This window comes from Corynebacterium sp. c7Ub_26 (genome assembly GCF_053760365.1).
On sequence record NZ_JBSNBL010000007.1, the window covers coordinates 14,720 to 37,135 of the forward strand.

The following is a 22,416-nucleotide window of genomic DNA, read 5'->3' on the forward strand; positions in this document are numbered from 1 at the left end:
GAACTGCCCATTTACCCGCTTCTTATAGCTAATAAAATTCTGTTTTGTAACCAAAATCACCTGGGCTGCGCAGCCCACACATCACCATAAGCGGTTGCTGAGAACCCCAAACCAGCCCCGCTGCCCACTATGGTTGCGTGACTGCATGTCCCACCCGCCCGCTATCATTCCTCACACATGAAAGGAAGGTCATAACCGTGAACAATCCCGAGCCCACCACACCATCGGATGACAAATCATCACAGAACACGCCAGCGCAGAACAATCACTCAGGCGAAACCTCAATCCCTGACAATATTTCCGAGGCCCCAGCTACTCGCCCTTCACCCAGCGACGATCTCTACCGGTACGTGTCCGGACCGTGGCTATCGCACCACCCCATCCCCGACGATCGCCCCGTCGACGGCACCTTCCACACACTCCGCGACCAGGCAGAAGAGGATGTCAACGCGATTATCAAAGACGCCGACCCCACCACACGGATCGGCGCGGGTTTCGCAAGCTTCATGGACGTCGACGGCGACAAGGGTGTCAACCAGGCCGGTTTTGCTCCGCTGAAGGACGATCTCGCACGTATCAACGTCGATAATCTTGAGGATTTTGCGCGGGCACTCGGCGCGTTAGACGTCGTCGGGATTGGTGGTTTGGCCGGTTATTACGTGGCGAAGGCGTCGGATTCCCCCATCGACGCGGCCTATCTGAATCAAGGCGGGCTCACCCTTCCCGATGAGGCCTACTACCGCGAAGAGGCTCACCGCCCCATCGTCGACAAGCTCAAGGAGCACATTGCGACGATGTTCACGATGGCTCGCGATGCCACCAGAGGCCCGGAGTGGGAGAAATCTCCCCTGGTCCCGGCAGAATTCGCCGACGCGTCGAATGAGAAGTTGGCGGACACCATCATCGAGTTTGAGACGCGCCTCGCGAAGGGCCACTGGAATGTGGAAGACACTCGCGACGCGCTCAAGACCTATAACCCCACCTCAGTGGACGATTTGCCCACCGGTTTCCCATGGAAAACATGGCTGGAAGCGACAGAATTGTCGACGGACACGATCGTGGTTAGCGAACCGAGCTATCTGGAGCATGTGGCGACGCTGGCCCAGGAAACGGATCTGTCCGTGATGAAACTGTGGGCCGGGTGGCAGATCTTGACGCAGCGTGCATCGTTGCTGGCCGAGGACGTGAGCCGCGAGTCGTTTAACTTCTACGGGCGTGTGTTGTCAGGCTCGACCGAGCAGCGTGCTCGGTGGAAGCGCGCGGTGTCGTTCCTCGATGGCTCCATTTCCGACGACATCGGCCGGGAGTTCGTCGCGCGCCATTTCCCGCCGGAGCACAAGCAGAAGATGCTGTCTCTGGTGGATTACCTGCTGAAGGCGTACCGCAAGCGGATTAGCAACCTCGATTGGATGACCCCGGATACGCGGGATCGCGCGCTGGAGAAGCTCGGGACTTTCCGCGCGAAAATTGCCTACCCGGATCAGTGGAAAACCTACACCAACCTGGAGTTTTCCCCTCATGGCGAGGATCTAGTGGCCAATTCCCGACGCGCGTCGGCGTGGCGCCACCGGTATGAGATCGCCAAGGTGGGGAACCCGACGGACCGGTCCGAGTGGGTGGCCCCGGCCCAGATGGTCAACGCTTTCTATAACCCGGTGGTCAATGACATCACGTTCCCCGCTGCGATCCTTCGCCCGCCGTTCTTCAATCCCGACGCGGATATGGCCCAGAACTTCGGCGGTATTGGTGCGGTGATTGGCCATGAGATTGGCCACGGTTTCGACGATCAAGGCTCCCAGTTCGACGGCGAGGGCAATTTGAACTCGTGGTGGACGTCGGAAGATCGCGAAGCCTTCGAAAAGCTGACGGGCAAGTTGGTAGATCAGTTCAACCCGCTCATCCCGAAAGGCCTCGAGCAGCGCGGGCTGACTGCGCAGCACGTCAATGGCCGTTTCACCCTCGGCGAGAACATCGGCGACCTCGGTGGCCTGGGTATTGCTGTGGTGGCCTACCGCCTGTACCTCGAGGACCAGGGGCTCACGCCCGAAACCTCCCCGGAGATGCCGTTCCTTCTTACCGACGGCACCGCCATGGCACCGCTGGGTCAGGAGTCGGAGGCGGACGCGGGCATGAACTACGACGACGCCCCCACCTTCACGGCCATGCAGCGACTGTTCCTGGCCTGGGCAAACGTGTGGCGCACCGCAATCCGCCCGCAGGTGAGCGCTCAGTATTTGGCGATCGATCCCCACTCGCCCTCTGAGTTCCGGTGTAATGTCATCGCCCGAAATATCGACGAATTTGCTGAGGCCTTCGACGTCCACCCGGGTGATGGAATGTGGCTGGATCCGAAGGACCGCGTCCAGATTTGGTAGCCGTCTTTGATACGCGTACCGCTGTGGGCTCAACGGTTGTCGATGGCGAGTGAAGAAATAATGAGGTGACGGATGGGGAACGCCTTAACGCGTCTTCGGCAACTATATTCACGCTTCGGCCCAGCCCTCATCGGCCAGGCGCTGAACTTCGTGGCCATGGTGGTGCCGGTGGTGGCCAAGCAGCCGGGAATGGTGGCCTACATGCTGTTTCCGGTGTCCCTGGGCATGATCGTGTCCCGCACGATGACGTTGAGTTACCACAGTGTGTATCTCCGCCTTCCCGACGATCGCCTGTCATTTTCGACGGCTGCCTCGGGCCTTATGGCGATGATTGGCACGGTCATGCTGGGCATTGTGGGCGTGGCGCTGATGTGGCTCCATCCTGCGTGGTCGGCGCGGGTGCTGTGGGCGATGCTCGCGACCGTAGCGATCACTGTGTACAACATGTACGTGGCGATCACGATCCGCGAAGACCGGATGGACGTGTATTCGCGGGTTCGTTTCCTCTACGGCGTGGTGAACATCGTGGCGACCTGCGTGGTTGTGTTCCTCGTCCCCGTCCGTGAGGGCCTCATTTATGTCGCTGCGCTGAACTACGTGGTGGGGGCGGTGTTATTGGCCCGGGCGACAAACCAGCAGGTGGGGGCAACGATTAAGCGCGAGTGGTCGTCATTGGTGGCGTTCCCGTCGGTGTTTGCCTCGCCCTTGCGGTCCTACATCCGGGAACACAAGGAAGCGACAACGGGCACATTTTTCGGCGATATCGGCTTCCAAATTCAGGGAATGGTCACGCCGGGCCTGGGCTCCTATGCGAACGCGTGGGCAATTGTTGTGCGTCTCTACGGTGGGTTCTTGACGCTGGCACAGCAGGTTGTCTCCCCCAGCTTTGAGGCTCCCGCGTCGATGGCGATCCGCAACAACAATCCCGATGGTTACCGCGTGCAGTTGCGCATCGCGACGATCGTGGCCGTGGTGCTCGGAGTCGGGACGGCCTTGGTCCAGTATGCGGCCATTGTGTGGAATGATCGCGCGTACCTGGGGGCGGACTATCTTCCGCTGTTTGTTGCGCTTTCGTTGTACGCGACGACGGGCATGGTCTCAGCGATGCTCTCGAAATACCCGGTTATCGTGGGCAAACAGCGAGGGTACATGGTGTGGAGCGGTGCCCGCGCCGTGTTATTCATGCTTGTCCCGCTCGTGTTCCACGGTGGGCCAGTCGTGTATCTGTTCTGCGCGACTATGACGGTGAGTATTGTTGCCGTGCCGTACTTGTGTTCTCCAGTGTCGACGCAAGGGCGGCACACTCAGGTCTGACGGGGAGCGTAGCGCGGCGCGTGCAGGCTGAGCGCGTACCGCGTCGGTGCTATACCCGCGTATAACCTGCGGCTTTCACGATGCGATCCAGCGCTTCCATCCCGGCGCGATGCACTTTCTGGGACACGAATCCGGAAATGATGACGCGATAGGTGCGGCCTTCTTCGAAACTCCCGACCAGTAGGGCCCCGAGCCCCTGTGTTCCGACGGCGATTTCTTGGGGTTCATCGGCGGCCAAACGGTTATAGGTCCACATGGTGGATATCGAGGACGGACTAGTGACAGACCGGATAGCCATCGGGGGCAGAGAAACCGAACGCGACAGCTGAAGGATTTGCTTCACTAATTGCGGCGCGGCGCTCAAGGCTGCGCGCGTGACCGCGAACGGCGATTTCAAGCGTTCTTTCGTCGCGGCAATGTCGGTATCACGTGAACCCCCAACAGTAATCCGCGACCTCACCAGAAGATTCCCACCGCGGTGAGCCAGGATTTTACTGTTGCGGCGCAGCCCAACGATGAGCCAAAACTCGTTGGGGTCGAGATAACCGTCGCCCTCATCAAGCTGGCTGCTGAGCTCGTTCCACCAATCCCACGCCAAGGGAATTGCCCGCGGTTTGTTTCCTTCCTGACCTTCCCATGTGTACGTCAAGGTAGTGGTAAGTAACTCCGCCGGAGCTGGGTCCTCGGGCTGCCGGTTCACGGCCTGCTGGTCATCGTGGTTCTCCGACGACGCTTTTTCAGCGCGAAGAACATCTTTGACGCTGCGCAACGTTGCTCGCGGGCGCTTGATCAGCGTTTCCACCCACGCGCCGAACTGCATGAGGAAGGTGGTGTCGCTACGGGTAAGTTTTCGCGGTGCCACCGTGGGCGTGCCGTTCTCTGGCTGGCCGTGACCGTCGTCGGCAAAACGCCCGCATGGCCATACGGACCCCACATACGCGTACACGCTCCCTAGCCGATCACGCATGGTGGGCCCGTCGCCCCACATGTGGTGGATAGCGAACCCCCGCCACACTCCGAGTTGATAAACAAAGATCTGCGTCAGCGGCCGCTCGTCCTTGGTGGCGAGGTCATGGCACATCAGGGCGATGAGGCGTGCAGGGGCGGCTGGGTCATCGGAGGCGCTCGGCTCCGCTTCCGAATCCTCTAGGTTCACAAAGTGGACGTCGGTTTCCGGGAAACCTTCCGTGATCATGTCGGTAATAACACGGCGGTGGCGTTGGCATTGTGCGTCGTCGTCGCCAAATAAAGGGGCGCACCCGTCGGTGGGGATCGTGCGCAGGGACCAGGTTCCGTCCCACCGCCAATCTTGGAAAAGGCTCGTGAGGCGGCGGCGAAGTGTCGTTCTATCTCGGGGAATGGTCATATTATCCGTTTCCTTGGTTCAGCACCCTGCGGTCCGGCACCGGGCTCAACTTATGCAACTAATTTATGCGCCTGCAGCGACTGCCTGCGACAGTGACTGCTGTGCGTTGTCCCCTCTATCTTTCCTGCCAACTTTTTTATTGTCGACGCTGGACTCAGGCATCTTCCCTAACCATCTCCCCTAGACTGGGAGCCACTGCTTGAAAGATAACCGTAGTCTCGGCATTCCCAGAGCTATTCACCCGCGTTTCCCCAGCTATATCCCCCAGTTTCCCGAGGTCGGCCCGCATGAACACAACTCCACATTCCCCCGGGGGCTCTCCGCGCTCCGAGCGGGACAATGCTTCACCGGCTACCCCGCCGGCGCGGGGTAGCTTGTCGGTAAGAAAGAACGGCACATCACGTCGAGAATCATCGTCCCGACGGTCACCCGGACGGTCGCCCCGAACCGGGAAGCTCGTCGCTCTCAGCGTGATCATTATTGCGGTCTGGCTGGGAATTGCAGCTTTCGGCGGGCCACAATTCGGCAACCTCAGCAACGTCGCAACGAACGATCAGTCGTCATTTTTGCCGCAATCGTCGGAATCTGCGCAGGTCCAGGAGAAGATCAAGGAGTTCGGGGATCAAGATCGGCTCCCCGCGATCGTTGTTGTTGAGCAGTCTGGCGGGAAGCCCTTGGATATTTCCGCGCTGGGGCCGGTTACTCAACAACTTCGTGATGCTGCGGGAGGGGACGACTCCGCGAGCCCTTTCATTCCATCCGACGACAAAACAGCTGCTCAAATGGTTGTTTTGCTTCCATCCGACAGCAACTCGACGGATGCGGTGGAAGACCTCACATCGACGTTGAAATCCGATCTCCCCTCCGACGTCAAAGGGTGGGTGACGGGCCCGGCCGGCTATACGGCTGATTTATCGGACGCTTTCAGCGGCATCGACGGGCTGCTCCTGCTCGTGACAGTGGCCGCCGTGTTGGTCATTTTGGTGGCCGTGTACCGCTCGCCCTTCCTCCCGTTCCTTGTCCTGCTCGGGTCGATGATCGCCTTGGCTGCCGCGGTCGGGGTTAACGTCGCGCTGGCGTCGTCGGGGATCGTCATGATTAATGGCCAAATCCAGGGCATTCTCTTTATTTTGGTCATCGGCGCGGCAACGGATTACGGCCTTTTATACACGGCCCGCTACAGGGAGGAATTACGCAATCTCCCACCTTCGGATACGCACCTCGGGTCGGCATGGCAGGCGACGCGCGCTGCGTGGCTGGGTTCGTGGCGTCCGATTCTTGCCTCGGCTGGCACGGTCTCTGCCGGTTTGCTGTGCTTACTGTTCTCTGATTTGGCGTCGAACTCTGGTTTGGGCCCGGTCGCGGCGGTGGGAATTGGCTGCGCCATGATCGTCTCATTAACGTTTCTACCTGCGGTTTTATTCCTTACGGGCAGCCGTGTGTTCTGGCCTCACGTGCCGACGCCGTCCGAAGGCGACGCTGACGCCGCGTCCCCAGTGTGGTCGTGGGTGGCGAGAACTGTGTCGCGCCGCCCGTGGCAGTTGGCGGTGGGAGTGACGGTCGTGTTGGCCGCCGGCTGTGTAGGGGTGACGACGCTTCACGCAGATGGTGTTCCCCAAAGTGAGTTCGTACTGGGCGACAGCCAGGCCCGCGATGGCCAGGCTGTGCTGGATAAGCACTTCCCGGGAGGCTCGGGCTCCCCGGCATACGTGGTGCTTCCCGAAGAAAAGATGCCGTCTGCAGCGCGCGTTATGCAGGGAACACAGGGGGTTGAATCGGTATCGGTATCGAGTCAGGATTCGCCGTCGGGCTCACTCCCTCTTTCCCCTGATGGAACGGTGGATCCTGGAACAGGAGATTCCGACGCGGGTTCAGGCGAAAGTCATCGGCCTGGCCAGTCCGGTTCCCCCACCGTTGTCGATGGTGACGTCTTGTTATCGGCCACATCGACGTCGCCCGTGTATTCCGATGACGCACAACACACGGTCACGGCTTTGCGTCACGAATTGAACGGCATGGACGCAGAGGTCGGTGGCACTACCGCGATCAACGTCGATACCAACGCGACGTCGGTGCATGATCGGAAAGTGATTGTTCCGATTGTTCTGGTGTTGATCACGATTTTGCTCGCTGCGTTGCTGCGCTCGCTGGTCGCCCCGCTGGTCCTGGTGATGTGCACGGTGCTGAGTTATGGCGCGGCGCTTGGGGCAGCGTCGTTGCTGTTCACGGCCGTGGGTTTGGATCGGGCGGATCCGACGGTGCCGCTGTACGGATTCATTTTCTTAGTGGCGCTCGCTATTGACTACACAATCTTCTTGATGACGCGCGTCCGCGAGGAAGCTCCCGCCGCCGGCACCCGCGAGGGTATGCGTCGTTCGCTCGTCTTCACGGGCGGGGTGATTACCAGTGCCGGGCTTGTGCTGGCTGCCACATTTGCCGCGCTCTTCGTGATCCCGATTCAGTTCCTGGTTCAGCTGGCGATCATCATTTCATTGGGCGTGCTTATCGACACGTTTATCGTGCGGACGTTCTTAGTGCCGTCGATTGTCGAATTGATTGGCCGACGGGTGTGGTGGCCGTCCCGCCTGTCACGGAAGTCAGGCAACACGACCACGGACACGTCGGCCTAACGCACGTTCCCTATTCCGACGCTGGGGTCTTCCTACGTTGGGTCCCTCCAGCGCCGGGGTATTCCAGTACCGCGTTATTTCTGGACCGGGTCGCGACGGCCAAGCCGCACCTTCTTGACTTCGCGACCATTCTCGACGTCGCTGTCTTTAAAGCCGAAGAAGTACGTGAGCACAAACGAGACGACCAGCGACGTCACTGAGGCTATGAGGTAACCCCAGAAGTTCGCACCGATGCCCACTCCCGGCGGGAGGAACGACGGGAATCCAACGAGCGAACCGGTGAATGCGTACATAGTGACGTTGAACGTGCCAGTCAGGATTCCGCCCGCTGCACCACCGATCGAAGCCATGATGAACACGCGGCCGTATTTCAGGTTGATACCGTACATGGCCGGCTCGGTGATTCCGCAGAACGCGGAAATCGCTGCAGGGCCTGCCAGCTCTTTGATCTTGAGAAGCTTGGTCTTCAGGAAGATGGCCAGCACGGCACCGCCCTGGGCAACCATGGTTGCGGAAATGATCGCGTTGATCGGAGAATCCCCACCGGGGCCGGAAACTTGGTCCGTCACGATCGGAATAACAGCCCAGTGCAGACCAAAAATGACGAGGCACTGGTAAAAACCACCGATGAGAAGCCCGGAAATCGTGGGCGAGATGTGGTAGATCCACATCAGCGTCGACGCAATGCCTTCCGAGACAAACATGACGGCCGGGCCGAGAATCAACATGATGGCCAGCGATACGATAACGACTTCACACAGCGGGACGAAGATCATGCGCAGCACAGTCGGGATGACTTTCTTCAGCCACGGCTCCACAATGGATGCCAGCCACGCGGCGACGATCATCGGGAAAATGGAGTAGCTATACGACGCCATGTGGAATGGCAGACCGAAGAATTCGGCGTTGAGCGACATGCCGAGCAGAGATTTGTCCCCTGGTTTTGAGGCCATGTCTACCAACGTCGGATAGGCCAAAACACCACCGACAATGGCAACAATGATGGGGTCTGATCCAAGTCTTCGGGCGGCGGTGAATCCGACGAAGATGGGCAGGAAGTAGAAGACAGCGTCGCCCATAGCATCAATGATGATGTAGGTCTGGGTACTATCATCTACCCATCCTGCCTGCACTAATAGCGCGAGGATGCCCTTCAAAATACCGGCCGCGGCCAACAGTCCGATGACGGGAATCATGGACCCCGTAATCACACCGATCAGCGAACTGAACCCCAGTTTGGCCCAGCCCCAAAGGGTTGTGGGGCGTTCTTTAGCTTCAGCATCGGCTGCATCTTTTGTTTCGACGTCCCTGAGCTGCTTGGTCACAGCATCGTAGACATCTTCGACGGCGGGGCCGATAACAACTTGGTACTGCCCACCTGCTTTAACGACGTCGATCACGCCATCGGTGTCGCGAACAGCGTCATCGTTCGCTTTGGATTCGTCTTTGAGGTAGAAGCGCACGCGGGTGATGCAGTGCGTCAACGAGCTGATGTTCTCTTTGCCACCAATGCTGTTGATGACGTCCCATGCGGTGGCGTCGTAACCGGAAAGATCGGCCGGGCGTTCAGCGGCAGCGTTCCCCTGGTCGGTCGCGTTTCCTTGTCCAGCATTGCCTTGTCCTGCGTCGGCACCCTCGCCGGATGCTGCTGGTACGGACGCCGGTGTGGACCCCGCTGCAGCTCCCCCCGCTGCGGCTCCTGAGGTTGTACCGGAAGCACTACTTCCCTGCGCGCTACTCGTCGTCGATTTCTCTGCGGACTTGAGCTTTTTCAGAGTGGCAGCCGCTACGGGGTCACCCGATGTGACGGCCTTGTGCGTAACTTTGAGGTTGTCGAGCTTCTTCGCCGTGTTGGTGATCGCGACAATGACTGTGGTGTCTTTGCCTGCCGATTTAATGACGTCGACGTCCATGATGCCGACTTTGTCCCCGGCGTGGAGCTGGTCTCCGCGGGAAATTGTCATGTCGAAGGGCTCACCTTTGAGCTCGACGGTGTCGATCCCTAGGTGGACCAGGACTTCAAGCCCGTTTTCGGTTTTGAGCGCGAATGCGTGGCCGGTTTTGGCGACCATCATGACTTTGCCCGATACCGGCGCTAGGATCTTCCCGCTTTTTGGTTTAGATATTCCTAGTCCGTCTCCAACGACTTTTTCGGAGAACATGGGATCGGGGACGTCTTCAATGGGAATGACCCGTCCGGACACGGGAGCGACGATTTCAACGACATTGTCTTTCCCCGTCGCGGTTTTATGCGGCGCGGTCTGCGATGTCGTGACGTCCTCGGAGGGGCGCTCGGAAGGAGTATCGGTCATGTGTCTACTTCCTGAATAAGTGAGCCTTCTCAGACTTGTCTCTGTCAGCTTACCCATAGACAACGTGGCACTATGACTTCGCATCCGGTCTTGGGGCGACATCGGGCGGGATCAGTGCGGCATCGGTTCAGCATCGGTGCAGTATCGATCGCGCAACCACGGCGCGGTAAGCACAGCAGTGTGCCGTCGTCACACATTCTGGCGGTGTCCATCAGCGCGCATTAGCACCCTCGTTGGACAAGCACTTTCGCGACGCCCCCGGTTTGATATGCCCATTCCCATATCGTGTCTTTCCAGCTCAGTGGGGTTTTATGATATCCGACGTTGAGATCGCCGTCGTAGCATCGTCCGATGATCATCCGGGCGCGGGCGACGTGGTATTTCCCGGTCGCGTACACCATGATGTGCGACCACCCGTGTTCCTCGGCGAGCTGTTCGATGGCCTGCGCTTCGCCCCGCGTCGTACTCGGGTCGGGATGAATGCAGTACACAGCGACGCCAGGTCCGGGCGCGCAGATCCGCGCGCCGAGGTCGGGTTTTTCAGTGTAGGGGTCTGAAATGACGAGGTTGGTGGTGTAGTTGTGCGCTAGATTTCGTGTTGCTTCATAAGTATCGACGCCACCGTGGGGGCCGCCGAGTTGCACAATAGCGTCGACGTGGGCGGGTTGTTTATCGACGTGGGGGAACCATAGAAAGCGCGATGCGAAAACACACCATGCGAGGACAACGATCGCAGCGATAACCGCGATAGCGCGGCGTACGGGGTGGTGCCGTCGTATGTGGGAACGGTGAGACGGGCGCATTCAACCTCGGCTTGGTGTTTGGGGCGGGCATGAAACAGCGGGCGTGGAACTAGGCATCCTGGGCATTAATAATGGCCTTGACCAGTGCTTTAACGTTGTCGCGGACTTCACGGCTGATGCGCATGAAGTCGTCGTCATTAGCTGCCACGGGGTCTGGAATGTCCGGGCCGTGGACGTCGAGTATCTCTTTACCTGCACGGGTAGCGCGAAGGTGCGCAATGTCGTCCGGGAAGCGGACTGAATCGATCGTTGACCAGGCTGCGAGTTGCCTTAGCGTGGCTGCTTTCTTGAGGAGGGCGGGTGCGATGCGGAGTGTCTGTTCGACGTGGGCGGTTTCCATACCGACGACGATGTCCGCGCCCGCGAGGGCTGCCCTGTTGAGGCGTGTTGAGGAGAAGCCATCGGCGTTTATGCCCTCTTCGACGAGGAAGCGCAATGCCCGAGGGTCCATGGGTGTTCCGCGGTGAGCGTGTGTTCCTGCGCTGGCGAATTCGAGTGCCTGGGAGGACGAATTGGCTGCTTGTTGGCCTTTTGTCTTCGCCTGGGCGGTGAGTTCATTAGCAAACGAACGCGCGACATATTCGGCCACGGGCGACCGGCATTGGTTGCCGGTGCAGACGAAGACGATCTTCATAGGCCTCTACCCTAGTCAGTAGTCCTTCTCGTCGCCCTTTTTAGCTTCCTCGGTGTCGTCGACGGGATCGCTACCGTTGGCTTCGGCCTCTGCGGTGTCCTCACTGGTGTCCTCGTCGACATCGGTACTCGTCGCATCCCCGTCGGTACTCGTAGACTCTCCGGTCGCGTCGTCCTCGGAGGTACTGACCTCGTCGACATCCTTCTGCTCATCGACGTCGGCCTTGTTCAGACCGGCATCATCCTGCCCAGACTTATCCTTTTCAGTCTTCTCTTCATCACCGACGCTCGTCGTCGAACCCGTGCTCGTCGCCGAAGATGCAGGAGCCACAGCCGCAGACTTATGTTCGCTCCCCGATTCGTACCTGGAGTAGGACCCCACGTATCGTCCTTCGTCGGAATTTTGCGGCACGGCCGTCAGAACAGTACCGATGATCGGCGCGTGCACGGCCCGCAATGATGCAAGTGTGCGGGTGACGTCATCGTAGTTGCGTTTCCCGTATCGTACAGCGACGATAACGGCGTCGACCGTGGTAGCGACCAACGCACCGTCGGTGACGGGCAGGATCGGTGGCGTATCCACAATCACCCAGTCGTAGCGCTCTTGTAGTTCGTCGAGGATGTGGCGGAACGCTTGGCTGCCAAGGAGCTCGCCGGGGTTGGGAGGTGTCACACCTGCAGCAAGGACGTCGAGACCAGTTATCTCGGTTTCCTGCAGAACATCGGCCACGTCGGCATCACCAGCCAACGCTGTTGACAGGCCCGCCGAACTGTGGATGGCACCACCAAAGTAGGTTGTCATCTTTGATCGCCGCATGTCCGCATCAACCAGGCAGACGGTGTCGCCATCGGCAGCCAAGGCCCCGGCAAGGTTCAGGCTGGTCATGGACTTGCCGTCGGCGATCCGCGCACTTGTTACAGAAATAACGCGCGGGGGGTTATCCACGTTGACGAAGCGCAGGTTAACGCGGAGTTCTCGGAATGCCTCGGCCGGCCGGACGCGATCGGCGTTAAAGTCCAGCGGCTTGGTGCGCTGAGCTTCCGGTATCACCGGCACGCTTCCGAGCCTGGGTAGGCCCGTACGCCGCTCGAGTTCCTCGCTGGACCGGACCGAGCGATCCAGGAAGAACCGCAGGGCAACAAGCATGCAGGCCACTAGAAACCCGAGTACACCACCGAGAATCAGATTCATCGCCATTTTTGGCGACGACGGCTCCGTCGCTTTTTCCGGGCTATTGATCAGAGAAATCCTGGGGGCCGTCGTGGACTGCTGGTTCGAAGTCGTGCGCGACCTCGAGTTGCCGTTGTCGTTGTTGTCGGTGCGCGCTTCCAGTTGCTCGGCCTGGTTGGAGAGAACCTTCACAGCATCCGACGCTATTTTTTGCGCCTGAGCAGCGTCGGTATCCGTGGCGGAAATTTCCATGACCACGGTGTCTTGAACGACGGTCGCCTCAAGTTCCTTGGTGAGGTCCCGCGGTGTCATGTCTAAGTTGAGATCTTTGATGACCTGCTCGGCAAGGACGTCCCCGCTGACTAGCTGGGCATAGGACTGCATCCTTTGTTCAGCGAACTGGGTGCTTTGGTAGGCGTCGGATATGGATCCGTCGCTTTCTACTGAGACGAAAACCGACGCTGTCGACGTGTATTTCGTCGGCATCAGCACGGAGACACCCCATGCACCAGCGACACCCAGAACGATAGACAGCGCAAGGATCCACGCGTTACGGCGGACTACTGCCCAAATTCGTCGGACAATCTGAGTCCGATCCTCCTCGGGAGGCATCTCGATACCCGCGGGGCGTGGGTAGGCATCGACGTTGTCACTGTACTGCGGGTAGGTCATTTAGCTCTCACTTTGACGGGCTGAAGGGTGGTCACTCGGTCAGTTGAATGCTGAAGGAGGATGGGATGGTGACGACAGCTGAGTTGGCGTTGGCAATGGTGGACTTGCCGCTCGAGGCGATGCTAACCGGTAGTCGCGTCGGTACTCGCCTGGTTGCCGGTCCGGGGACGATCTATCTGTGTGCTGCCCGGCAATCACGCCGTGTTCTGGCACACCGCGCGCCGCCCCACGCTCTATGCCTTCATGGACAGGCATATCACTGCCGCCTACTGCTTCGCGCTCTCCTGCCACAACAATGAAAAACAACGGGATGAGTGGCGTGAGGTGGCGAAGCGCGGACCCGTAGTCTGGTTCGAAAAGTCCTTGTACAACGGCAAATGCGGCGATCAGGCACATTGCTCGCGCCACGAGCGGGGGTCGATGGTCGTTGCGCAGCCACTGTCGGACGGCGTAGAAGTAGCTCGCCCAAAAACTGGCGATAACTACGAAAATCACCAGGTAGTAGGGCGATAGTTTGGCCACCAAGGTCAGGGGGAACATCAACATGGCCGTCGAGAGCACAACATTGACTATTCCCGCGATCGGTTCGGGGTGCTCGATAAAGCGACCGATCAGCGACCCGGTATCAGCCCCTCGATCCGCGTTAACCAAGATGCGGTAGTGGTCTGCAGGGAGGCCACGGGCCACGATGATTAATGATGCGGCCAGGGAACAGGCCAGCATCAGCAGAATGAATCGGCGGGTTGTTATCCACCGACGAGACAGTGCGGTGTTAGAAACGAAGATGCGGAGCCCAATGAAGAAGACGGCAATGAGCACCCAATACGGGCGGAAGTAATGGCCCAATGCAGCCATGACGACGGCGAGAATGCAGTCCCATATCCACGCTGACTGCAGCGCCGTCGGTACTGCCGCGACGACGATGACCACAGCGCTGATAATGATTTCCTTGGTATAAACCCCCTGGTAGACGCCTACAAGGAGCGAGTAGAGAACGAGCGCGCCGACGCTAAAGGCGGTCACGCGGATTGGTCTCATTCGCCAGAGAACGACGGCTAATGCGCAGTGCGCAATCATAACGCCGAAGAATCCGGCCAGCGTTGGTGAATGCGCTAAGCCGAGCGCGTGATACACGGAGGTGATGGTGGCGAACGACCCATAGTCTTCGTATCTCACGAGGCCTGGTTTCGCCAGAAGGTTCTGAATGACTTGTGCATCGCGGTCGAATTTCGGAGGTAATAAACGTGAATGCAAGCCACTGATGGCCATGGAGCACAGAAGCCCGACGAGCCAGAACACAATGATGTCCTCGGGCGAAAAAAACGTGTGATTTCCGCGAACGTGGCTTTGGGACGTAAAGCTGCGACGACCACCTGGATCAGTGGAGGAAGCAGCCCGCATTCTCGTGTCCTTCGTTATTGGTGGGTATCGTGCGTCGGATTCGTGCGTGAGCATGGCTCGGGCTCGTATTTATGCTCGGTCTCGTACTCGTGCGTAGGTTCAGATCGTGGCAGATATTGGGGGTGAATTGGGTCGGTAGCGTCGGTACGCGATAATTAATAAGTTTTATTTACCTGAAAACCGACGGTAATTCTACCCTTATTCTCCCCCCGCTTTCGAATAGCACTCATGAAGCGCATCCGTGAGAGTCGCCACGCTGTGATTATCCTGGACCCTTTCCCAAGCATTCCGAAGAGACTCGGGCTCGTCGATAGCCCTGATGACTTTTCGAACAGCGTCGTCAACTCCGCCGAAACGCGCTTCAGCCGGGCAATCCCGCAGCGCACGGATGTTTTGGACGAGGACAGGCACGCCAATGTCGTTCATCTCAAGCACGGCCATGGGGTACCCATCCCACAAAGCTGTGTGGAGACCGACGTTAACCCTCGCCAAACGCGAATATAGATCGTTTTTATCAAGCCAGCCCGTGACGTGAACTCCGGCACGCTGCAACGACGCAGTGAGGTCAGCGTCCCCACCGCCGAGCCACTGAAATTCGATGTCGGGCCGCTCTTGATGCACCCGGCGCACAATGGCAGCGAAGAGTTCGGGGCTGCGCTGAGGGGTGACTCGCCCTGAAATCGCAACGCTGGGCGGTTCGGTAGGGTTCCATGTCACCCCGGTCGGCATCGTGGCGTTGGGTATCACTACTTGGGGTATTCGACGGTTGAGCCGTCGGAGAACGTCGCCTTCCCACTGGCCGCATGGTGCGAAAACGGAGGTTCCCCATGACAATGCCCATTCGGCGGAGTAGAACACTGCGCGGTGTAGCGCCGAGATGTCGTTCCGAGCGAAGGCCACACCGTGGGGTGTGTAGACCGTGGGTGTTCGACGTCTAGTTCCGCGCAAGCGCGCGAGGCGTACGTAGGCACCAGCAAAGCTGGAATGTGCGTGGATCACATCCGGCGCGACCTCATCGCGTACGCGTCGGACAGTATCGATGGCTGCCCGGTGGTGGTCCGGAAGGCGCCACGACTGACTGAATAGTTCGGGGTAGGCTTTAGCTGGGGAATTCGCGCGCCGGGCGGTGTAGAGCACCATGTGTTCGTGTTCGGGCACGAGTGACGCGTACATATTGATGGCCGTGGCGACGCCTCCGGCGAAGCACTCTGTGACGTGGAGTATTTTCATTTCCTCTGGTTTATGGGGTCTCGTTACGGTCTGGGCAGCTGGCGGGGTTGGTTCCCGCGTTCATGGTGGGGGGTGATGTCAGTATTAATTGTTGCGGTTGTGTGGTGCGTACTCAGTATGATCCTCGATATGTTCATCTTCCAGGATGCGCCAGCACGCAGGGTCGAAAATGGGTTGCACGGCCTGCTCAATGTCGGTTTTCTTGCCGTCGTGATATTTCGGCTTTCTCAGATTGCGGGGAAGCGTCTGCCTCTTTTGGGGTCTTTGGTTAAGCAAGTTAATCATGTAGTGACAGGGGCTGATCTGGCGTGGGAGGTGTCCGTCGGACCTGGTTTTATGTTGTACCACCCCACCGGCGTTGTGATGGGGCGTCGGGTGAAGGCTGGTGCCAATGTGAAGGTGCAGTCCTCGGTGACTATCTCCGAGGCCCCACGCGGGCAAGAGACGATACTGGGCAATAATGTTCGTTTAGGTGCAGGCTGTCGGATTATTAAGCCTCTTTCACTTGCCGACGATGTGTCCGTCGGAGCAAATGCTGTGGTGACAAAGTCATGCGAGCGGCCTGGTGCTGTGCTGGTGGGCATTCCCGCGCGCGAGTTACCTGCGAAGTAAATCCAGCAAGTAGGAACCGTACCCGGATTTAACTAGAGCTTCTCCCCGGTGGCGGAGTTGATCGTCGGTCAGGTGACCCATGCGCCACGAGACTTCTTCTGGGCTGCCGATCTTCAAGCCCTGTCGAGATTCAATGGTGCGCACAAAGTTTCCCGCGTCCAAAAGTGAATCGTGCGTTCCCGTGTCGAGCCACGCCGTTCCTCGGGGGAGGACTTCCACCGTGAGTTTCCCACTATCTAGGTAGCGCTGGTTGATATCGCTGATCTCGAGCTCACCACGGGTGGACGGAGAAAGGTCTTTGGCCATGTCAACAACGTCGTTGTCATAGAAATAGAGGCCGGGGACGGCATAATGAGATTTCGGATGTGCTGGTTTTTCTTCGATTCCGAGGGCGCGGAATTGCGTGGCAGAGGGCTTCTGGTGGCGTGGGGTACCTTGGTGCTCGAATTCGACAACGCCGTATGCGGTGGGGTCTTTTACCCAATAGGCGAAGATAACGCCACCGTCCGGCGCGGTGTGGCGCCGGAGTTGAGTGCCCATCCCAGGCCCGTAAAAGATGTTATCTCCCAAAATGAGGCAGACGGGCTCATTTCCAATGTGCTTTTCTCCTAGCACAAATGCTTGGGCAATTCCTTCTGGAGAGGGTTGTATCGCATAGGAAATCGAGATACCGAAGGCGGATCCATCGCCCAAGAGTCGGTGAAACACAGTGGCGTCATGGGGGGTAGTGATGACAAGGACATCGGTAATACCCGCCAGAATAAGGGTGGATAGCGGGTAGTAGATCATGGGTTTGTCGTAGACGGGGGTCAGCTGTTTGCTGGTACCCAATGTAATTGGATGTAAGCGGGTTCCGGTCCCGCCCGCCAAAATGATGCCCTTCACGTTTACCAGCGTACCTAGCTTCCGGCTATCTATCCGATAACGCCCTAGGCCCGTCTGCCCAATGGGGCTCATCGGTGTGATGTCGTCGGCAGGATACTGCGATGATCTTCGTAGATTCTGGTGCCATTGTGGCGAAGTAGTGGATGTTTCACGTACATCCCACGTAGACAAAACGCAGAGTGCTCAATTTCACAAAAGCGTGATTAGAATTTATAGAAATATCCTAACAAAGCTTCGGAGGGCTTATACGACTCGCTGAATTGCATCTAAAAATTAACGCTAGCAGCACCAATCACACAAGACACAACGTCGCAAAAACAGCCCTCGACATGCACTTGAACCGTGAAACTCGCTATTCCTTGTTTCCTATGTAACGGGCTGGTTAAAAACAGCACCAGTCACATGAAAACTCAACCAACAGGTCTTATTATATGGGCGTTATCAAATTGTTATGAGGATCAAACGTCCGCCCCATAGCAGTTAACTTGACCCCTACTCTCCCTATCGGCGGTGCCCATGCGCCTGTTACATATCACTGGCCTTCGTCTAGCGGAATTACCCAACCGCAACGGAGAACACCACACTGAAGAGCATCCCGTTAGCCCTGCGCTACATGATGTAAGCCAACAAGAAATTTCAGTTTCTAGCACCGATACTCCTGTCGAGCGAGCGTCGATACGTTGTGCGCATGCGTCCCGGATCCGCACATTTATCCTGGTGAGCGAAGCGGTCGCTATGGCATTGCTTATCCTGGCGGCCGATTACCTGCCTGTTGCAGCTCACGGTGCACGCACTTTCACTCTCGGGACGTATAGCGGCGTTGCCCCCATGTTCGTACCTGGGCTCATCCTTTTCGTGCTGTGGACAGTCGTTATGCGCGTCATGCGCATAACGGACTCAGCGATTCTTGGCCAAGGCGCATTGGAGTATTCCAGGATAGCACGGGCTACGACATTCGCATTCGGCCTCTTCGCCATCAGCTGCGAGTTAACTCAATATACCTGTGGTTTTAGGTATTTAATTTTTACTTATCCCGTCGGCTTAGTAACGCTGTTATTAATCCGTTATGGGTGGCGTCGGTTTTACTGCTGGCAATTGGACACCAAAAAATTAAGTCAGCGCGCCATCTTCATCGGTGATCCTCATTCCATTTCGGAGGTGTATGGCGCACTTCACCAACAATTAGACAATCGGTTCGATATTGTCGGCTTCTGCAGCACACAGACGGATAACCACAGTGAAGAGCAGCTTGCGGAACTCAAGCGTCGTTTCCCCGAGGCAGAAGTTCACGACAACTGGCACCAAATCGATGTCATGGTGTCATTACTCCAGGCGGATGCAGTTATCGTCACGGTGAGTAACCAGATCGGTATGAACGATATGCGTGAACTCATTTGGCGTTTGGACGGACTCCACGTTGAGCTACTTGTAGCCCCCTCTGTTGCCAATGTGACCGGACGCCGGGTTCAAATGTTGCCTATCGCCGGAATCCCACTCTTAAAATTGGAACAACCGCAGCACGCACGAACCCACTGCATCTCTAAAGTTGTGTTTGATCGTGTGGTCGCGTCTCTGCTCATTCTCCTGGCGTCACCCTTGCTGTTGGTCTGTGCGTTAGCTATCAAGCTTGACGACGGAGGCCCTGTTTTTTACACCGCAGAACGGATGGGTAAGAACAATAAACCGTTCGGGATGACTAAATTCCGGTCGATGGTCAAAGACGCGGATCAAATGGTTGCACAACTGAAAGACCAAAGTGATAGCAGCGGCGTGTTATTCAAGATGAAGGACGATCCTCGCGTCACACGGATCGGTTCGTTTTTGCGCCGCTACAGCATCGACGAATTACCACAGTTGTTTAACGTGGTGAAGGGCAATATGAGCCTCGTAGGGCCTCGCCCTCCACTGCCTCATGAAGTCGAACAGTATACCGGGCTAGTAGGTAACCGTATGCTCGTTCTTCCTGGTATGACTGGTCTATGGCAGGTCTCGGGACGCTCTAACCTCTCATGGGAAGAATCTGTTTCTCTGGATCTCAATTACGTGGAGAACTGGAGCTTCATGGCCGACCTCATGATCTTATGGAAGACAGGCCGCGCAGTGCTGACCTCTGACGGGGCATATTAAGAAACAACTAAGTTTCGTCCATGAGGCGACGGCGACGTGGGAACACTATCACCGCTGCCTCTGACTTGAGTCTCAGCACGGCGTCTTTTTAGCTAAAAATGTTGTCCCCTTCATGCGGTTCCTCAACGTGTTCCGGGGCTTCGCATACCGTGACCGGAGCACCAGTAGGGTCAGCAAGAATCGCGATCCGGCCAAATTCGGTGTTTTGCGGCTGGACGATAATGTCCCCACCGTGTTCCTGGGCATACTCGGCGGCGTTGACAATGTTTGCGACCCCAAAATACGTCGTCCACCGGGACTCTGACGCGTTCACTTCGGCGGCTCCTTGCTCCCCGGGGAACCACACCCCGGCGTAGGCGCCGCCCTCGCTCACAGCAGTAATGACCGTGTGGGCCCCCTCCCCGTGACGCATCGTGCTCCACTGCGTCACCTGTGTGTAATACGTGGCGACGTCGTCAATACTCACTCCCTCGGGGAGAATGGCAGCCAGTTCATGCCACACGGGCGTGCCCGGCTCCCCACCAGCAATGAATGGCTCCGACGCAGGATGGATGAACCCAAGCTGTGCGCCGACGATATCCGTCGCGGCCACCATCGGTCCCCGAGGCCCGTCTACAGGCTCACCAGCTGTTCCGCCGTATTCCCGAGATCGGTGCGCTACCGCGGAGACGTCGTCAGTAAGAAAAGACAACATCCATTGGTTCGGTTGATGCGAAGCGGTATCGTCCGTCACAGGGATGATGCCTGCGATGGGCATTCCCTGCTTGCGCGCGTAGTAGTAGCCGCTGTTATCCGCACTATCGATGTCCCAGCCGAACAAGCCTTGATAAAAGTCTGAAGAACAATCGAGGTCATAGGTGCGCAGTTCATTCCAGAAGGGCATGCCTTCACTAGCTAAAAAGGCCGGCATTACATGTTCCTCCACTTTTCCTGGTCGAAATCGTCGTCGGCGGTGGCTTCATCGAAATAGTCGGCCTCATCATCGGGGCCACCTACTTCTGCCCCTACGGAGCCGATAGTAACGACGTCGCCGTGGTGCAACGTGTGTCCCCTGTGGGTTTCGACCTGGCCATTAACCTCGACACGCCCCGCAGAAATCATTTCCTTTGCCTCACCACCGGTTTCAACGAGGCTAGCCAGCTTAATGAATTGGCCGAGCTTAATTGATGAATCGCGAATAGCCGTCACCGGAAAAGAACTCATGCCGCTAGTGTATGCGAGCACGTGCGTGTGGCGGGGATGGTGTCCGCGGCGGAGTCCAGTAAGAGTGTGTTTAGTCGTTTTGTTTTTGCCAACATTTCCGAGTCCATTGCCCTATAACGAATCCAATCGCCACAGAGGTAGTAACCGCGATGATGGCGAAAACATTGACGCGGTCCTCGACATTAAACACACTGAGCAACCGCCACTCAATGGCCATAACGCACACCGCAATGATCAGGGCTAAGAGCATTGCTCGAGTAATCCGCTGCGCGGGTGGATGGTTGGACTGGTTGCTCATAGTACGCACCTTTTCTACCTGTCTCTCTCATGTGAGGTTAGGTCAGAAACCGGATCGGGCGGGATTTAAGACAGTAGCCATATCTGATGCACATACTAACCAACAACCCTTTCGCAACCTATAATAATTTAATATTGGGTAACCTATACTGGAGTACTGTGAGCTGCTGACTGCCACTTACCAGCAGCCGTCACCTAGGGACACTGAGGAAGGAAAACCGTTAATGAATAATCGCACGAGCGCTCAACCATTTACGAGCAGCACTATACGTCGATTCATATTCGTTCTAGCCTTGGTGTGCCTTGTATTCGCGACCGTTCTTTAACAATCCGGATGGGTCCATGACAATTATCTTAAAATTGTGTATCCGCCTATGGCAGTGGCATTAATTAGCCTCTTTGAATCAAAAGACCGGATGCATGTTAAAAATATAACTGTAGCAGTTATTGTTGTCGTCACCGTTATTGTGGCTTTTTCTCTGGCTGTTTAGTTTTCTGGTTTTAATCTATGCAAGCGACGTCTGATGACGTTGGATAGCGTTCAGCGCCGAGATGCAGGGTCTCCGTCAGGCATAGGTGGCTAGCCCATCTGCCTTTTACAGTCACCGCGACTAAACCGTGCCGGATCTTGTTTTCGTCCTGTTTTAGATCTATTCACCAGGATGGCCCCTATCGCAGCAATGACAAGGAATATCACCGGTTCCACAACTGAATGATGAGAAAGCACTAGATATAGATATATAGCGACTCCACAAAGCAGACCAACATTGACATTCGAAGAAATCTTTCCTCGTTTCATAATTTCTTTCCAATACATTTCCTATAAATCCACCATAGCGGTCCACGCTGGATCCAATAACATCAAAGCCCGTACAAATAACGGCTTCCGCAATTAACTTAGCGCGGGAGCAAGTAGCCATAATCCGCACGATCCTGCAATACCAGAAAACCTTTTGGCAGATAAGGCGATACTCTTCTGAAAGATGTTTCAGTGAACGATACGGATAGTAATACAAACTCAATGGCTTTGTGAGAGCTACGACACGCCACTGAGATGGTTATCTGCTTTGAATTTTATTCGATAGCGCGCGTTGTAAGAGTGATGAAAACGGAAGAAATTTAGGGTTCCTGATCGTTAACTAATAATTTCAAATAAAACTATTAGAATACGGGGCGGGTCTAGTTTGGAATTTACCGTATAAAACCATTGCATACGCATGCTATGCAATATCGCCAGAATTAATGAATATAAAGCCGCTATCGCGGGAAAACATCACACGTGTGTAAATGCCAACGCAGTAGAAAAATACTTATACCCTACATACGCCTTTTCTAGTGATTGATCTCCTTGGCTGCATTGTTGACTACGGGAAGAAGACAACATA

17 protein-coding genes are annotated in these 22,416 nt (G+C 56.9%); 6 read left to right on the plus strand and 11 right to left on the minus strand.

Annotated features, from left to right (window positions below):
- Window positions 1–197: 197 nt before the first annotated feature.
- Entirely contained in the window at window positions 198–2,375 is a 2,178-nt protein-coding gene (locus ACWORE_RS10180; protein WP_455303721.1) for a M13 family metallopeptidase, read from the plus strand.
- A gap of 72 nt (window positions 2,376–2,447) precedes the next feature.
- Window positions 2,448–3,689, plus strand: coding sequence for a hypothetical protein (locus ACWORE_RS10185; RefSeq protein WP_455303723.1), 1,242 nt, complete (start codon window positions 2,448–2,450; stop codon window positions 3,687–3,689).
- A gap of 49 nt (window positions 3,690–3,738) precedes the next feature.
- Here the strand turns inward: ACWORE_RS10185 and ACWORE_RS10190 are convergent, their stop codons facing one another.
- Entirely contained in the window at window positions 3,739–5,055 is a 1,317-nt protein-coding gene (locus ACWORE_RS10190) for a hypothetical protein (RefSeq protein WP_406605354.1), read from the minus strand.
- Window positions 5,056–5,342: 287 nt separating this feature from the next.
- Between ACWORE_RS10190 and ACWORE_RS10195 the strand changes: the two genes are divergently transcribed.
- Complete coding sequence (locus ACWORE_RS10195; protein ID WP_455303724.1) at window positions 5,343–7,685, plus strand: MMPL family transporter; 2,343 nt, start codon at window positions 5,343–5,345, stop codon at window positions 7,683–7,685.
- A gap of 74 nt (window positions 7,686–7,759) precedes the next feature.
- Here the strand turns inward: ACWORE_RS10195 and ACWORE_RS10200 are convergent, their stop codons facing one another.
- Complete coding sequence (locus ACWORE_RS10200) at window positions 7,760–9,997, minus strand: glucose PTS transporter subunit IIA (protein ID WP_455303725.1); 2,238 nt, start codon at window positions 9,995–9,997, stop codon at window positions 7,760–7,762.
- A 72-nt stretch (window positions 9,998–10,069) separates the two neighbouring features.
- On the opposite strand from ACWORE_RS10200, the gene ACWORE_RS10205 reads away from it, so the two are divergent.
- Entirely contained in the window at window positions 10,070–10,222 is a 153-nt protein-coding gene (locus ACWORE_RS10205; RefSeq protein ID WP_296138560.1) for a hypothetical protein, read from the plus strand.
- Here ACWORE_RS10205 and ACWORE_RS10210 read toward each other — a convergent pair.
- The 5 genes from ACWORE_RS10210 to ACWORE_RS10230 all read right to left on the minus strand — a co-directional run bounded on the left by ACWORE_RS10210 (window position 10,219) and on the right by ACWORE_RS10230 (window position 15,907).
- Window positions 10,219–10,800 (minus strand): YdcF family protein, encoded by a 582-nt coding sequence (locus tag ACWORE_RS10210; RefSeq protein ID WP_296138567.1) that lies wholly within the window; start codon window positions 10,798–10,800, stop codon window positions 10,219–10,221. The two genes, ACWORE_RS10205 and ACWORE_RS10210, sit on opposite strands and share 4 nt — an antisense overlap.
- Before the next feature lie 49 nt (window positions 10,801–10,849).
- Window positions 10,850–11,434 carry an arsenate-mycothiol transferase ArsC gene (locus tag ACWORE_RS10215; RefSeq protein WP_455303726.1) on the minus strand — a complete coding sequence of 195 codons (585 nt, stop codon included), beginning with the start codon at window positions 11,432–11,434 and terminating at the stop codon, window positions 10,850–10,852.
- Window positions 11,435–11,449: 15 nt separating this feature from the next.
- Window positions 11,450–13,276: a polysaccharide biosynthesis tyrosine autokinase gene (locus ACWORE_RS10220; protein WP_455303727.1), complete on the minus strand. Its 1,827-nt coding sequence runs from the start codon at window positions 13,274–13,276 to the stop codon at window positions 11,450–11,452.
- Between the two features lie 39 nt (window positions 13,277–13,315).
- Window positions 13,316–14,677: a hypothetical protein gene (locus ACWORE_RS10225; protein WP_455303728.1), complete on the minus strand. Its 1,362-nt coding sequence runs from the start codon at window positions 14,675–14,677 to the stop codon at window positions 13,316–13,318.
- Window positions 14,678–14,875: 198 nt separating this feature from the next.
- Complete coding sequence (locus ACWORE_RS10230; protein WP_455303729.1) at window positions 14,876–15,907, minus strand: glycosyltransferase family 4 protein; 1,032 nt, start codon at window positions 15,905–15,907, stop codon at window positions 14,876–14,878.
- Between the two features lie 129 nt (window positions 15,908–16,036).
- Here ACWORE_RS10230 and ACWORE_RS10235 point away from each other — a divergent pair, with 129 nt between their 5' ends.
- Window positions 16,037–16,519: a serine O-acetyltransferase gene (locus ACWORE_RS10235; protein WP_455303730.1), complete on the plus strand. Its 483-nt coding sequence runs from the start codon at window positions 16,037–16,039 to the stop codon at window positions 16,517–16,519.
- Here the strand turns inward: ACWORE_RS10235 and rfbA are convergent.
- Window positions 16,505–17,404 (minus strand): glucose-1-phosphate thymidylyltransferase RfbA, encoded by a 900-nt coding sequence (gene rfbA, locus ACWORE_RS10240; protein WP_296138585.1) that lies wholly within the window; start codon window positions 17,402–17,404, stop codon window positions 16,505–16,507. The two genes, ACWORE_RS10235 and rfbA, sit on opposite strands and share 15 nt — an antisense overlap.
- A 717-nt stretch (window positions 17,405–18,121) precedes the next feature.
- Here rfbA and ACWORE_RS10245 point away from each other — a divergent pair.
- Window positions 18,122–19,531: a sugar transferase gene (locus tag ACWORE_RS10245; RefSeq protein ID WP_455303731.1), complete on the plus strand. Its 1,410-nt coding sequence runs from the start codon at window positions 18,122–18,124 to the stop codon at window positions 19,529–19,531.
- A gap of 88 nt (window positions 19,532–19,619) precedes the next feature.
- Here the strand turns inward: ACWORE_RS10245 and ACWORE_RS10250 are convergent, their stop codons facing one another.
- From ACWORE_RS10250 to ACWORE_RS10260, 3 genes are all read right to left on the minus strand, one after another.
- A complete protein-coding gene (locus ACWORE_RS10250) occupies window positions 19,620–20,441 on the minus strand; it encodes a VOC family protein (RefSeq protein ID WP_296138590.1) in 822 nt (273 codons plus the stop codon).
- Entirely contained in the window at window positions 20,441–20,734 is a 294-nt protein-coding gene (locus ACWORE_RS10255) for an RNA-binding S4 domain-containing protein (RefSeq protein ID WP_406605345.1), read from the minus strand. Before ACWORE_RS10255 ends, ACWORE_RS10250 begins: the two co-directional genes overlap by 1 nt.
- 70 nt (window positions 20,735–20,804) lie before the next feature.
- Window positions 20,805–21,032: a hypothetical protein gene (locus ACWORE_RS10260; RefSeq protein WP_296138598.1), complete on the minus strand. Its 228-nt coding sequence runs from the start codon at window positions 21,030–21,032 to the stop codon at window positions 20,805–20,807.
- Window positions 21,033–22,416 lie beyond the last annotated feature (1,384 nt).

What these genes read in the sequence shown, in the direction of transcription:
- ACWORE_RS10185 (WP_455303723.1), top strand. Translation starts at nt 2,448, where the DNA reads ATGGGGAACGCCTTAACGCGTCTTCGGCAACTATATTCACGCTTCGGC.
- ACWORE_RS10190 (WP_406605354.1), bottom strand. Translation starts at nt 5,055, where the DNA reads ATGACCATTCCCCGAGATAGAACGACACTTCGCCGCCGCCTCACGAGC.
- ACWORE_RS10195 (WP_455303724.1), top strand. Translation starts at nt 5,343, where the DNA reads ATGAACACAACTCCACATTCCCCCGGGGGCTCTCCGCGCTCCGAGCGG.
- ACWORE_RS10200 (WP_455303725.1), bottom strand. Translation starts at nt 9,997, where the DNA reads ATGACCGATACTCCTTCCGAGCGCCCCTCCGAGGACGTCACGACATCG.
- ACWORE_RS10205 (WP_296138560.1), top strand. Translation starts at nt 10,070, where the DNA reads ATGACTTCGCATCCGGTCTTGGGGCGACATCGGGCGGGATCAGTGCGG.
- ACWORE_RS10210 (WP_296138567.1), bottom strand. Translation starts at nt 10,800, where the DNA reads ATGCGCCCGTCTCACCGTTCCCACATACGACGGCACCACCCCGTACGC.
- ACWORE_RS10215 (WP_455303726.1), bottom strand. Translation starts at nt 11,434, where the DNA reads ATGAAGATCGTCTTCGTCTGCACCGGCAACCAATGCCGGTCGCCCGTG.
- ACWORE_RS10220 (WP_455303727.1), bottom strand. Translation starts at nt 13,276, where the DNA reads ATGACCTACCCGCAGTACAGTGACAACGTCGATGCCTACCCACGCCCC.
- ACWORE_RS10225 (WP_455303728.1), bottom strand. Translation starts at nt 14,677, where the DNA reads ATGCGGGCTGCTTCCTCCACTGATCCAGGTGGTCGTCGCAGCTTTACG.
- ACWORE_RS10230 (WP_455303729.1), bottom strand. Translation starts at nt 15,907, where the DNA reads ATGAAAATACTCCACGTCACAGAGTGCTTCGCCGGAGGCGTCGCCACG.
- ACWORE_RS10235 (WP_455303730.1), top strand. Translation starts at nt 16,037, where the DNA reads ATGTTCATCTTCCAGGATGCGCCAGCACGCAGGGTCGAAAATGGGTTG.
- ACWORE_RS10250 (WP_296138590.1), bottom strand. Translation starts at nt 20,441, where the DNA reads ATGCCGGCCTTTTTAGCTAGTGAAGGCATGCCCTTCTGGAATGAACTG.
- ACWORE_RS10255 (WP_406605345.1), bottom strand. Translation starts at nt 20,734, where the DNA reads ATGAGTTCTTTTCCGGTGACGGCTATTCGCGATTCATCAATTAAGCTC.
- ACWORE_RS10260 (WP_296138598.1), bottom strand. Translation starts at nt 21,032, where the DNA reads ATGAGCAACCAGTCCAACCATCCACCCGCGCAGCGGATTACTCGAGCA.